The 12455-nt window shown below is 55.3% G+C and carries 11 protein-coding genes and 3 pseudogenes; 8 read left to right on the forward strand and 6 right to left on the reverse strand.

The genetic code is table 11. The annotated features are described in order from the left end of the window. Window positions 1-29: 29 nt before the first annotated feature. Window positions 30-297: pseudogene (locus ACEWZM_RS03385) on the reverse strand (transposase); the annotation flags it as partial. Between the two features lie 22 nt (window positions 298-319). Between ACEWZM_RS03385 and ACEWZM_RS03390 the strand changes: the two are divergent. Then, entirely contained in the window at window positions 320-1477 is a 1158-nt protein-coding gene (locus tag ACEWZM_RS03390) for an aldehyde dehydrogenase family protein (protein ID WP_414005106.1), read from the forward strand. A 41-nt stretch (window positions 1478-1518) separates the two neighbouring features. Here ACEWZM_RS03390 and ACEWZM_RS03395 read toward each other — a convergent pair whose 3' ends face one another. Continuing rightward, window positions 1519-1893: a winged helix-turn-helix transcriptional regulator gene (locus tag ACEWZM_RS03395; protein ID WP_414005107.1), complete on the reverse strand. Its 375-nt coding sequence runs from the start codon at window positions 1891-1893 to the stop codon at window positions 1519-1521. Window positions 1894-1998: 105 nt separating this feature from the next. Here ACEWZM_RS03395 and ACEWZM_RS03400 point away from each other — a divergent pair, with 105 nt between their 5' ends. The 6 genes and pseudogenes from ACEWZM_RS03400 (at window position 1999) to ACEWZM_RS03430 (ending at window position 7231) form a co-directional block, all read left to right on the forward strand. Next, the gene (locus ACEWZM_RS03400) at window positions 1999-2838 is read left to right on the forward strand and encodes a nuclear transport factor 2 family protein (protein WP_414005108.1); all 840 of its coding nucleotides are present in this window, start codon (window positions 1999-2001) and stop codon (window positions 2836-2838) included. 57 nt (window positions 2839-2895) lie between these two features. Then, the gene (locus tag ACEWZM_RS03405) at window positions 2896-3483 is read left to right on the forward strand and encodes a YceI family protein (RefSeq protein ID WP_414005109.1); all 588 of its coding nucleotides are present in this window, start codon (window positions 2896-2898) and stop codon (window positions 3481-3483) included. A 328-nt stretch (window positions 3484-3811) separates the two neighbouring features. Continuing rightward, the gene (locus ACEWZM_RS03410; RefSeq protein WP_414005110.1) at window positions 3812-4822 is read left to right on the forward strand and encodes a thiamine pyrophosphate-dependent enzyme; all 1011 of its coding nucleotides are present in this window, start codon (window positions 3812-3814) and stop codon (window positions 4820-4822) included. Between the two features lie 45 nt (window positions 4823-4867). Next, entirely contained in the window at window positions 4868-5131 is a 264-nt protein-coding gene (locus ACEWZM_RS03415) for a hydroxyisourate hydrolase (protein ID WP_414005111.1), read from the forward strand. Between the two features lie 122 nt (window positions 5132-5253). Continuing rightward, window positions 5254-6428: pseudogene (locus ACEWZM_RS03420) on the forward strand (acetyl-CoA C-acyltransferase). Window positions 6429-6430: 2 nt separating this feature from the next. Next, complete coding sequence (locus ACEWZM_RS03430) at window positions 6431-7231, forward strand: 3-hydroxyacyl-CoA dehydrogenase family protein (protein WP_414005114.1); 801 nt, start codon at window positions 6431-6433, stop codon at window positions 7229-7231. Window positions 7232-7299: 68 nt separating this feature from the next. Here the strand turns inward: ACEWZM_RS03430 and iolB are convergent, their stop codons facing one another. Genes iolB through ACEWZM_RS03445 form a run of 3 tightly spaced genes read right to left on the reverse strand, consistent with a single transcriptional unit; the run spans window position 7300 to window position 9721 of the window. Then, window positions 7300-8106, reverse strand: coding sequence for a 5-deoxy-glucuronate isomerase (gene iolB / locus ACEWZM_RS03435; protein WP_414005115.1), 807 nt, complete (start codon window positions 8104-8106; stop codon window positions 7300-7302). A gap of 8 nt (window positions 8107-8114) precedes the next feature. After that, window positions 8115-9020, reverse strand: a complete 906-nt coding sequence (gene iolE, locus ACEWZM_RS03440; RefSeq protein ID WP_414005116.1) for a myo-inosose-2 dehydratase — start codon at window positions 9018-9020, stop codon at window positions 8115-8117. After that, window positions 9020-9721, reverse strand: coding sequence for a thiamine pyrophosphate-dependent enzyme (locus ACEWZM_RS03445; protein WP_414005117.1), 702 nt, complete (start codon window positions 9719-9721; stop codon window positions 9020-9022). The genes iolE and ACEWZM_RS03445 overlap by 1 nt, the downstream gene beginning before the upstream one ends. An 88-nt stretch (window positions 9722-9809) precedes the next feature. Between ACEWZM_RS03445 and ACEWZM_RS03450 the strand changes: the two are divergent. After that, window positions 9810-10963: pseudogene (locus ACEWZM_RS03450) on the forward strand (DDE-type integrase/transposase/recombinase). 475 nt (window positions 10964-11438) lie between these two features. Here ACEWZM_RS03450 and ACEWZM_RS03455 read toward each other — a convergent pair. Further along, on the reverse strand, window positions 11439-11924 hold the full coding sequence (locus tag ACEWZM_RS03455; protein WP_414005118.1) for a hypothetical protein: 486 nt from the start codon (window positions 11922-11924) through the stop codon (window positions 11439-11441). Window positions 11925-12455 lie beyond the last annotated feature (531 nt).

The following is a 12455-nucleotide window of genomic DNA, read 5'->3' on the forward strand; positions in this document are numbered from 1 at the left end:
CCCTGTTGTTAGGCTCCAGACTCATTGATTTACAGCCAGAATAGGACCGTTGCAGCGAGAGCGATGGCCGAGAGGAACACCTTTGGGCATCTGTCATATTGGGTGGCGACGCGCCGCCAATCCTTCAGGCATCCGAACATGATCTCAATGCGGTTGCGTCGTTTGTAGCGGCGCTTGTCGTATCGGACAGGCTTGTCGCGTGACTTTCGACCTGGGACAGGACTTTATTCCCCTGTCATTAAGGGCTTCGCGGAACCAATCTGCGTCATAGCCTCGATCTCCCAGCAGCCAGTCAGCCGGTGCCGAAGAGCTGGCCCAATTGATCACTGCCGAGCAAGGCAAACCGCTCAACGGGCTTGGCTCCCGGTTTGAAATGGGCGGTGCCCAGGCCTGGGCGAGATACACCGCAGAACTATCGCTGCCGGTCAAGGTGCTGCAGGAGGATTCCGAAGGCCGGATAGAGCTGCACCGCAAACCGCTGGGTGTGGTCGCATCAATCACCCCTTGGAACTACCCGGTAATGATTGCGGTTTGGCACATCCTGCCAGCGCTGCGGACCGGCAATACCGTGGTGATCAAACCTTCGCCGCTGACGCCGCTCAGCACATTATGGCTGGTGGGGCTGCTGAACGAGGTGCTGCCTGCAGGCGTCCTGAACTGTGTCACCGGCGATGACCAGGCTGAGAATCTGGGGGCAGCGATGTCCACCCATCCGGGCATCCGCAAGATCGTCTTCACCGGCTCCTGTGCCACGGGGCAGGAAATCATGGCCTCGGCGGCACCGACGATGAAACGGTTGACGCTGGAGATGGGCGGCAACGACGCGGGCATCGTGCTGCCCGACGCCGATCCCCAGGCGATTGCCGAAGGATTGTTCTGGGGCGCCTTTATCAACAACGGCCAGACCTGCGCCGCGCTGAAGCGTCTATATGTGCATGAGGACATCCACGATGCGGTGTGCGCCGCGCTGGTAGAATTTGCGCGCAGCATCCCGGTTGGGCCCGGCTCTGACGAAGCGTCCATTCTCGGCCCTGTCCAAAACCCTGCGCAGCACGCCAAACTATCGCGTTTGGTGGCTGCCGCCAGTCGCAACGGGCACGTCCTGCTGGGCGGCAACCCCGGTGAGGGGCTGTTCTTTGAACCGACCATCATCACAGGTCTCAGCAATGGCGATCCACTGGTAGATGAGGAACAGTTTGGCCCGGCTCTGCCGGTGATCAAATACCGCGACGTGGAAGAGGCGATAGCCGCCGCCAACGACAGCCCCAACGGGCTGGGCGGGTCGGTATGGTCCAGAGATACAGCCACGGCGCGCAGCGTCGCGGCGCGGCTGGAATGCGGGTCTGTCTGGATCAACAAGCACGGCGCCATTCAGCCGAATGCGCCCTTTGGCGGTGTGAAATCCTCTGGACTGGGCGTGGAGTTCAGCGAAGAAGGTCTAAAGGAATACACCTATATCCAAGTGATGTTCACCTGACCTAGTGGACCGAGGCTACCGTCTTGGTCCACTACCAGGTTCTAACCAGCAAGGTCGTAACGTTCTCGCGCTGACTCGATTTCCGGTTGTTTCTCCACAGCCCAAGCCGCCATGGCACCAATCGGTTCAAACAGCGATCTGCCCAGATCGGTGATTGTGTAGTCTACGCGCGGCGGAATAACTGGTGTGACCTTACGTGTTACCAGCCCGTCCCGTTCCAACTGCCTTAGCGTCTGTGTCAGCATCCGCTGAGATACATCCGGGATCGCCCGCTGAATTGCAGAGAACCGGTATTCGCCATCCCGCAACAGCAGAATGACCAGCAAGCTCCATTTACCACTGATCTGCGCCAGCACTGTGCGAATTGGACAGAGATCCAATCCCAACCTTTGTTCAATTTCTTCACGCCGTTTCATACATCCCCCTTAGTTACTAAAAAGTGCCTACTTCCAACTAAATTTTATAGTTATTATTAGTAACTGAATATATCGACTCACGCAATCACTTCGAAAGAAACCAAGATGAGCATCGCGAAAACGACGGCGGCAGCGGCAGCTGCCCTCCTAACCACCTCAATTGGCAGTGTGGCAGCTGCCACTCCCGCGGACAACAAGGCGACCGCTGTTGCACTGCTAGAGCAAGGCCTGGCGAAGGGGGATCGAGCATTCATTCTCTCTCATGTCGCTGAAAACTATATCCAGCATAACCCATTGGCCGCGGATGGCCGTGAAGGTCTTTTGGGATTTGTCGATTTTCTGGAAACTCTGGAGCCGCCAGTTGAGGTAAACCCACTAAGGGTGTTTGCAGATGAGAAGTTTGTCGTAATCCATCAGGCAGCCGAGTTTATGGGCCCCAAAGTGGTGATTGATCTGTTTCGTTTCGAAAACGGCAAAGTTGTAGAGCATTGGGACGCAATCCAGGACGATGTGGCCGACACTGCAAACGGCCGTTCCATGACCGGCGGCACAACCGAAATCACTGATCTGGACAAGACCGACTCCAACAAAACGCTGGTCACGAAACTGGTCCAAGATGTTCTGATGGGTGGCAATCTTGCGGCCATCGACGACTACATCCGTGCCGATTACATGCAGCACAGCCCCTATGTGCCCGATACCCGCGATGGGCTGAAAAGCTTTATCAACGGCCTGGCGGAAAGCGACATCTCCTTTGCCTACACAGCGCTGTACAATGTCGTGGCTGAGGGCAATTTCGTGATGACTCAGGCTGAGGGGATATACGACGGCACACCCGTTGCTTTCTACGATCTGTGGCGCGTCGAGGACGGGCTAATCGCCGAACATTGGGACGCGGTTCAGGAAATCCCTACGGAATTCGCCCACACCAACGGCATGTTCTGACAGCGCTTGTTCATTAAACACACATCAAAGTTCAACACACATCCAAAAGGAAACACTATGACCAAACTCCATCTTCTTGGCGCTCTGACCATGTTCGCAATCACGGCTGGTGCCGCTACTGCGGAAACCTATCTAACTGACCCCGGCCACACAGAGGTCCGTGTCGGCTGGAGCCACGCTGGCGTTTCCATGCAGCACGGCGAATTCACAACAGTTAGCGGCACCTTGGACCTAGATCCCAAAAGCCCTGATACAGCCAGCATTACAGCCACCATTGCAGCCGACAGCTTCTTTTCTGGCGTAGAGGCCATGGATAAGCATGCAAAGAGCCCGGATTTCCTGAACACAGACACCTATCCGGAAATCACCTTTGCCAGCACCAATGTCGTACTGACTGGTGAGGATACTGCCGAAATCACCGGTGATCTGACCCTGCATGGTGTGACCAAGCCCGTGCAACTACAGGCCCGTCTCACCCATCTCGGTGCTCATCCGGTTGGCCAGTTCTTCGACTACTACAAGGGCGATTGGGTGGCTTTCTCTGCACAGGGCGCAATCGATCCAGCAGATTTCGGTGTCGGTAGCAGCATCCCGGTGGGGAATTTGACCATCCAGATCGACACCGAGCTAAAAGCGGCTGAATAGCGGCCGATCTGAGGCCATCGGATTACAGCGGTGTTAGCAGATTGAGTACCTATTCACACAATGCTCAACCGGAATAAAACAACCGATACATCTTCTGGCTGACGCGCTTTCGGTGCGTCAGTCCCCCAGCCCAGGCATGCGCAACACGTAGACAGTTGGCGTATTCACATAGACCGTCAAAGCTGTGGAAGTTAGCGATCTACTGCTGTGGAGCAACAGTCTCACAAGGCTTCTGACCTCCCCTATAGGGCCCGAGTCAGACCACAGGGGTAATCGTCATCTTGGCACTGATTGAATTCGCGACGAAACAGTAGCGATGGGCCTTTTTATGCATTTCCTCACCGGCTACCCCGGCCCGGTACATCTGGCACTGCCGGTGGATATCATGTTCTCCTCCTTCGCCGAAAATGTCGGCCTGCAGGAGCGCTCATTTGACCGCACTGCGCAACCCCTGCCGCGCGCATGGTCCGATCCAGACGCGCTAGCGCCTGTGTTGGAGGCTATCAATAACGCGGAGCGCCCCGTAGTGATCGCAGGCCATGGAGAGCTGGATTACAACCACGGGTCGGACATGCCATTGTTGTCCGATCCGGGCGCTTTTTTGGATGCTATGGGTGATCTGGACAAGACTTGGGATGCTTGGTTCGATCTACAGGTGCAGCGCCGTACCGAATGGGTGAAGGAATGGAGCGCCCATCTGGAAGAGGAAACCGCCAAGGATCAGGCCGAGGGCAGAAAAATGCACCCGTTGCAACTGGGTGTCGATGTACAGGCCGAAATCAATGATAGTGACTGGCTGGTCTTCGTTGGCGGTAACACCCATTTCTGGAACGAAATCGCAACCAACATAGCTGCCAAACGTGGCTTAAAACTAGGCGGCATCCTACATCCGGGCAACTACAGTCTGCAGGGTGTCGGAGTTTCGTTTGGCCTGTCGGCCAAGAACGTACACCCCGACAAAACCGTGGTTGTAATCTCCGGCGACGGCGCCTTTCTATCCGGTGGATTGTCGGTCGAAGCATGTTTTCGGGAAAACCCGCCGATTGTTGTGGTGATCGACAACAATGGTGGCTTGGATTGCATCAGTCGGCTGCAGGAAAAACTGTTTGGCAACGGTCAGCACTATGCCACCGATTTCCGCGATATCCCGTTTCACACCTTGTTTGAGGGCATGGGTGGCTACGGCGAAATGGTCACCAAACGCGAAGAGCTATCTGGCGCAATTCAGCGCGCTATTGCCAGCCGCAAGGCGGCCTGCGTCAACGTTAAGTGCCGCGGCGTGATCAGCCCAATCGTGGCAGCGACTGCCGGCAAACGCGACAAGGCCTCAATCGAGTAATGGCGACGGTATCCTCACACAGTTTGAACGGCGTTGATGGCAGCCATGCAGATGGCATCAACGTCTCTCTGTACCGACGCCGGTCGCCGACTGCGGGAAGACATCGACCCGGACAAGATCGATCCCAACGCGACATATGAGCTGGTCTTTGAGACAGGTCCTTATTGGGCGACAAAGAATATCGGTCCTTCGACAGTTCGGCATATCCGACAAATTGTCCTGCGGTTTGACATGCCAGATGCAGACAACCTCTACCATATGCCCATTATCCTAGGGCCAAACACCTACTCAACCTGGTCTTCCAGTTAGGACCTTCTTCGGCAGCTGAAACCAAACCGCAGTTGCCGCTTCAACCAAAGGTCCATGGTTCGGCACACCGTACTGGCCTTCCTAGGTCTCCAGGAAACTAAATGACACAGACGCCTTCACCTATGAATATCGCCATCCTGTCTGGTGTACGCACCGCTATCGGCAGCTTCGGCGGATCTCTCGCCAAGATTGCCCTCTGCGCGCTGGCCACCAAAGTCGCATCAGAAGCAATTGCCCGCGCGAGTGTTACGCCTGAACAGATTGAGACCAGCGTGTTTGGCAATGTGATACATACCGAACCCCAAGACATGTACATCAGCCGTGTCACTGCGATTGGCGCGGGAGTGCCTGTTGCCTCTCCGGCTCTGACTTTGAATCGTCTCTGCGGCAGCGGCTTGCAGGCCGTGGTGACTGCCGCTGAGCAGATCACGCTCCGCAACGCCAATATAGCATTGGCAAGTGGCGTCGAAAACATGAGCCGCGTCGGCCATCGGATGAACGCCTCCCGTTTTGGTGCAAAGATGGCTGATGTCACCGCTGTCGACATGATAACCGGCGCGTTGACCGATCCCTTTGGTAACGGGCACATGGGCGTAACTGCAGAGAACATCGCAGAGTGGATGAGCATCAGCCGTGCAACGCAGGACGCATTGGCTGTCGAAAGTCACCAGCGCGCTGCCAGCGCTATGGAGGCAGGGTATTTCAAGGATCAAATCCTACCAGTCGAACTGAGGTCTTGTAAGGGCGCAACTGTATTCGATACCGATGAACACGTGCGGAAGGACATGAAATCCGAGGATATGGCAAAGTTGCGCCCTGCGTTCAAAAAGGACGGCAGCGTGACCGCGGGCAATGCGTCAGGTATCAAGGACAGGGCTGCTGCTCTGGTTCTGGCTGCGGCAGATGCGACAGACAACGCACCATTGGCCGTTATCCGCGCGACCTCTGTCGGCGGCGTCGCGCCCGAAGTCATGGGGTTTGCCCAATCCCGGCGACCCAAAAGGCTTTGAAAATTGCTGGCCTGACCGTAGCGGATCTAGCCGTCATTGAAAGCAACGAAGCCTTTGCAGCGCAGGCTTGCGGTGTAGCAGAAGAGCTCGATTTTCCGGCGGAGATCACCAATCCCAACGGCGGTGCAATTGCGCTCGGCCATCCGATTGGTGCCTCAGGTACCGTCATTCTGATCAAGCTGATCTATGAGCTACGCCGCACCGGCGGCCGCTATGGTCTTGCAACCATGTGCATAGGCGGTGGTCAGGGCATTGCCGTAGTCGTCGAAAACCCACATGCTACATAACCATGAGAACGATTGGAGTATTGGGCGCAGGCACCATGGGCAGCGGCATTGCTCTTTCGACTGTGATGGGTGGTTTTGACACCGTGCTGTCGGACAACTCCGACGCGGCGTTGGATCGTGCACAGGCAAAACTGGTGACATATCTGGCCCGGCAGGTCGAAAAGGGTCGGATTACAGAGGAAGAGACGCGAACTGTCTCTTCCCGTCTGACAACCGTGAAGACGATGGGTGGGCTGTCCAAGGCTGGTCTGGTGATAGAGGCCATTTTTGAAGACCTGAATGTTAAGAAAGACGTCTTTTCACTACTGGAGACTATAGTGCGCCCGGACGCGGCATTGGCGACCAATACGAGCGCTCAGCAGGTGACTGATATAGCCGAAGCGCTAACGCACAAAGGCCGTTTCTGCGGTATGCATGACTTTAGCCCTACCGAGATCACCCCTGTGGTCAAAGTCATCCGGGGGCTAGAGACCTCAGACGCGACCATTGATACAGCACTACCGTTTCTGGAACAGACCCAGAAAACCGCGATCCGCTGTAAAGATCAGAGCAGCTTCGCCCTAAATCGTTTCTTCTGCCCGTATACAAACGAGGCCGTACGCTGCCTTGAAGAAGGTCTGGGCCGCACAGCACAAATAAACGCGGTGGCAAAATCGGCACTTGGTGTGGCCATCGGCCCTTTTGCAGTGATGAAATATCGTCAAACCGTCCGCCAATATCCATGTTCGTCAATTATTCGATGCGAAACCGCTTTGGACGAGCAGCGCCTTCACTCAGTTCGTCCAAAGCGCTCATATATGTAAGGCACGATGAATTCGGCCTTCCGCAAACCGGATATCCCTAGGCCCTACCCGGATTGAGAAGTGATCAATCAGGCATCCCGTTCCATGATCCATTCGACCTCGGGTGCCGCAACAAAGCGCCACTTGCGTTTCGGTCCTGCCATGACGTTCAGGTAGTACATTTCAAATCCATAGGGTGCGCCGCAAGGATGGTGACCGCGCGGTACGCAGACCACATCGCCGTCACTTACGGCCATCGTCTCGTCCAGCTGCCCATCGTCCGTATAGACCCGCTGAATACCAAAACCTGATGCGGGCTTCAGGCGGTGGTAGTAGGTCTCTTCCAGATAAGTAATGCGAGGGTAATCGTCCTCATCATGGCGATGGCTGGGGAACGACGACCAATGCCCTGCAGGTGTGAAGACTTCAGTCACCAACAGGCTGTCACAGTAGTCCTCATTCTCCATGGCGATGTTGTTAATGTAGCGCGTGTTGGTCCCTTTTCCACGTTCCGTCAAGGTGATGCCGTCCGGCCCGATCCGGCGCGCGTCATGGCCGCCGATTCCAGGGGCGGTGCAGACGGCGATGATGCAATCGGTCTGAGCCGTGGCCTCCCATTCGGTGCCATTGGGTAGGTACAAACAATGCGGTGGTGTTTTTTCGAACACGTTCATTCGCTCGCCCAGCACACCCCAATCCTGACCGGCGCCAATGATCCGCGCTTTACCTTCGACCAGAACCAAGATGACCTCACGGTCGCCCGTCATCTCCTTGGCGTTGTCTCCTGCCTTCAAGTGGTAGAGTGAGAAACCCACATAGCGCCAGCCGGCGCTTTCCGGTGTGATTTGATGTACTTTACCGCGAGCGCCGAAAGGCTTGTTGAGAAGATCAGGCATATCTGGCCTCATGTTTGGAGGGTTAGGCCGGAACGGCCGCAAATGTCGATGATGTAGTCGTAGCCCAATTTGGAGTATTCAAAGGGCGGGGCTTTGGCTGGATCTTGTTCGGCCTCCACGACGATCCACCCGGCATAGCCAAGCGACTTGAGCTTGTCCGTTATCCCTTGAAAGTCGATGCAGCCTTCGGGATCGCCCGGAACAGAATAAACGCCTGCCGCCACACCATCCAAAAAGCTGCGATCCTCAGCACGCACCCAATCCAGAACCGATTGACGCACATCCTTGAAGTGGACGTGATGGACACGATGGCCCCACTTATCCAGAACAGATACCGGATCGGCCCCTGCAAAGTGCAGATGTCCGGTGTCGTAGAGTAGCGTCAGCTCGTCAGTCGAGCCGTCCATCAGCCAATCGATGTCATCGGAGTCTTGAATGATCGCGCCCATGTGGTGATGGTAACTCAGGACAACGCCTTGATCTTCAGACCATTTCGCAAGATCTGAGAGTCTGGCACCATAAGCCATTACCTCATCCCGCGTGAGCTTGGGCCGCCGCGACACCGGCGTGCTTCTCATACCTTGGATAGTGTTGGAGCATTCCGCATAGACGATACAAGGCGCATTCAGCGCAGCAAACTGATCGACCTGCTGGTGGATCGCCTCCTTCTCTTCAGCGACAGAGGTGACCAGCAGATTGCCGGAACACCAACCGCCACAAAGCGCAACGCCATAGCGCTCAAGATAGGTTTGTAACGCCTTGGTATCCGCGGGCATCCGACGACCGCGTTCTACGCCTGTGTAGCCGATGCGGCCTGCATCCTCCATTGCGCCTTCGGTGGTGAAGGCCGCCGTTAGATCAGGCAGATCGTCATTCTGCCATGCGATGAGGGATATCCCAACTTGCACTGCCATTATTGGACCCTTTGTGACTGCTTCTGGGTTTCGTATTTTTCCCGTGCGGCGTTCACTTCAGCGCGTCCAGATACTGAGGGCACACCAACATCCCACCATGTCCCACCCCGTTCAGTGCTGGGATAGGGATCCGTGTCGATGACAATGACGTAGGGGCCTTTGATATCACCGCATTTTGTCAATGCCTCTTCCATCTCAACGATTGAGCCTACCTTGACGCTTGTCGCCCCCATTGCGGCAGCATGCGCGGGAAAGTCAATGTTCGAAGGCTTATCGTGGATCGTGTGCTTGAGAAGGTTGTTAAACCTCAGCGCCACTGGTGCCCATCTGCGACCGGTTGATGCAGCCCTAGCCGCGATTATCCGTAACCACGACAGTGAAGGAAATCCCCATACTAGCTGTGCGGTCGCCATCTCGGAGTTGGCAATCATATAGGTGCCGTCACCGGTAAAGCAGATCACGTCCCGTTCAGGACGGGCCATCTTGATACCCATAGCGCCTATGATTTCGTAACCCATACAGCTAAAGCCGTATTCCATATGGTAGGATATAGGGCGTGTGGATTTCCAAAGCTTATGCAATTCCTCTGGCATGGTCCCAGCCGCACACATCACCACAGTGTCATCGGTAGCAGCACGCTGCACCGCACCAATCACCTGCATGTCTGTTGGCAGTGCCGTAACGCCAGGTGCGTCAGCCAAGGGTATTTGACGTCAGCGCGGATGTGACAGTTTAGGGTGATTTGATAAGAGAGAGTTTCTGGCGCATCGCAACGACCAGGGAGTGGAGATGAGACAGAAACCCAGCACGAAGCGGAGCCACGGCGAAAAGGCGTCGAAGACATTCGCCGTGCGACATGCAAACAGTATTCAGCGGAAGAGAAGATCAGGATCGTGTTGGACGGTCTGAAAGGCGAAGACATGTGCCGCCGCGAAGGCATTGCACAGAGCCTGTATTAGAGCTGGTCCAAGGCGTTTCTCGAAGCTGGTAAGAAACACCTTGGCGGGCGACACAGCCCGCGCCGCGACCTAGACTGAGCTAAAGGATCTGCGTCGGGAAACCCGTGATCTGAAAGAGGTCGTCGCTGAGCAGGCCTTGGAACTTCGACGGCTCAAAAAAAGCATAATCGCGGATGGGGACGACTACGAATGAGCTACCCCGCATCCGAAAAACTCGAGATCATCCGTTTCTTCGAAGGTTCGCACCTGCCGACGAAACGAACGCTTGATAAGCTCGGCATCCCCAGAACCACTTTCTACCGTTGGTACGACCGGTATCTGGCCGGCGGCCCTTAAGCGTTTGAGGATCGCAGTCCCAAGCCGTCACGGGTCTGGAATCGCAGTCTCCAGCCGGTCCGGCCTATGTGGTTCTGTCGGCCGCAAACGAGTTCAAAGACAAGACAACGCGTCCCAACGAGCTGTAGCAGACCGGCTTTACCTATCTGAAAGTGATCGGCTGGGGCAGGTTCCATCTCAGCACGATCCTCGACGACTACAGCCGGGACATCGTCGCCGGGAAGCTTTGCACGAGGATGAAGTCTGGCGATGTGACTGATGCGCTCAACCTGGCGCTGCAGGATTCGGGTTGTGATCAGGCGACGATTCTGCATGGCCGCGCCTGCTCAGTGACAAGGGGGGCGCGTTACATATCTGGTGAATTGGCTGATTGGCTTGAAGATCAACAGATGGATCACCTCCGTGGCGCACCGTATCACCCTATCACCCGCAAACCCACCCGCAAACCCAGGGCAAGATCGCGCGCTGGCATCAGACGCTAAAACCCGCATCCTTCCGGAAAACTACGACCTGACCGGTCACCTCAGGCAACCGATCGACACCTTTGTCGATCATTACAACAACCAGCGCTACCACGAGAGCCTGAAGAACCTCACCCCGGCTGACGTCTACTTCGGACGGCGCAAAACCATTCTGAAACAACGATAAAGGATCAAACGGAAGACCATCGAAACGCGACGCTCTCTTCACCGCAAATCCGCCGCATAATCAAACCAATCAGATGCGCCAGACCCTTTCTTAGATAAGGCAGCCATCTGTCCCAAAATCCCTGACTAAGGAGAGATGAGACCCGTGCGGATTTGATCAATGGGAGCCTTAACATGGTGATTTCCCATCCAATGCAGACCTTCGCATGCGAGACGATAAGTACGCTGATCAAAGCCAAACAGGCAGGGGTCGACGCCGCGGCACAGCGGGTTGGTCTGGGCTTTGACATTTATACGCCTAAAAATGTGTAAAGCGGAACATTCCATTGCAATAAGGTAACCGCTAACTCCAATCGCGAACCTGATCCATTTTGGCTATCAAAAAACCCACGCCCCTAAACTTGCGACATCTCTGACCCCAAAGGGTTCAAGGTGGCCGCCGATAGGACAGCATTCTCGGTGAGTTTTTTTCAGCGTCACGCATAGGTATCAATCGGTACCCAATAGGCCAGGCCACAATCATATTGCTCCGGAAATTGATATCGAACCGCCAGGCGCTCTTCATTGAGGTGGATATGGGGTGGCGAGCGATCTCCGGACTGGCAAGGCAGAACCGAGCGTAAATTATCTTTGCTTTCCAGAATCTTGCGGTTCACCCATGGGCGCATAAACATAGCCTCGCGCGTGGCTTCTTTGGGGCGTTGAAATCCCCTGGACGCCGGAAACTGCATCTCGTCCTCGATGATGATCCCAAGAGAACCAAGAACATCCCGGTAGCCCTCCTTAAGCCGCTCCACCCGAATGATATGGTCGGCAACACGGACGTCATTCAGTGAAGCGACCTCGAAACCCTGAGGCCAACGCCTATCATTCACAAACCGCTTGAAACGCGGCTCAACAAGACGTTCTGGGCGTCCACTTCCTTTCCAGAAGAAATTTCCCAAGGGTTCCGCTCGGAGCATATGACGTCATAGTCGACAATGTCATCTCCATAGGAACGCAGCGCCTCGCGATATCTGGAATGGTTCTGTAGGGTGATTATTTCGCCCGAATTTATGTTTTGAAATTGTGAATTTACAGCCTCCGCAACACAACCTTCACGCCGATATTCGTCACGCGGGCGCAGTTTGGTAATCATGTCTTGCGGACCGCAGTATTCACTGACTGCAAGTTCGATTGAACTTCATGCGCACATGCCAAGCTTCACATAAACAAAGTTATGCTTGTGGCTTACAATCATTTGAATGCGCTCTGAACGTACGGTATCGTCCGCCTATGACATGCCGGGTCACGTCAATCAACGACAGCTGGCCGCTCGCGACATATAGATGCTGACGATATCAGAACGCCCTCAACCCGTCCTTGGTCACAGAGGATTTCGCATTGAAGGCAGCTGAAACCGTGCATCTTTTTGCCGCGAGTTCCGACAGCCCCTAGAGGATCAGCATTGTCCAGAAGACCGGTAAGCAGGGAACATCGATGTGCCATAGATC

The sequence above is a fragment of the Phaeobacter cretensis genome (assembly GCF_047372505.1).
Lineage (GTDB): Bacteria > Pseudomonadota > Alphaproteobacteria > Rhodobacterales > Rhodobacteraceae > Phaeobacter > Phaeobacter cretensis.

Coding starts and splice junctions, on each gene's coding strand:
- ACEWZM_RS03395 (WP_414005107.1), bottom strand. CDS start 1,893: ATGAAACGGCGTGAAGAAATTGAACAAAGGTTGGGATTGGATCTCTGT.
- ACEWZM_RS03400 (WP_414005108.1), top strand. CDS start 1,999: ATGAGCATCGCGAAAACGACGGCGGCAGCGGCAGCTGCCCTCCTAACC.
- ACEWZM_RS03405 (WP_414005109.1), top strand. CDS start 2,896: ATGACCAAACTCCATCTTCTTGGCGCTCTGACCATGTTCGCAATCACG.
- ACEWZM_RS03410 (WP_414005110.1), top strand. CDS start 3,812: ATGCATTTCCTCACCGGCTACCCCGGCCCGGTACATCTGGCACTGCCG.
- ACEWZM_RS03415 (WP_414005111.1), top strand. CDS start 4,868: ATGCAGATGGCATCAACGTCTCTCTGTACCGACGCCGGTCGCCGACTG.
- ACEWZM_RS03430 (WP_414005114.1), top strand. CDS start 6,431: ATGAGAACGATTGGAGTATTGGGCGCAGGCACCATGGGCAGCGGCATT.
- iolB (WP_414005115.1), bottom strand. CDS start 8,106: ATGCCTGATCTTCTCAACAAGCCTTTCGGCGCTCGCGGTAAAGTACAT.
- iolE (WP_414005116.1), bottom strand. CDS start 9,020: ATGGCAGTGCAAGTTGGGATATCCCTCATCGCATGGCAGAATGACGAT.
- ACEWZM_RS03455 (WP_414005118.1), bottom strand. CDS start 11,924: ATGCTCCGAGCGGAACCCTTGGGAAATTTCTTCTGGAAAGGAAGTGGA.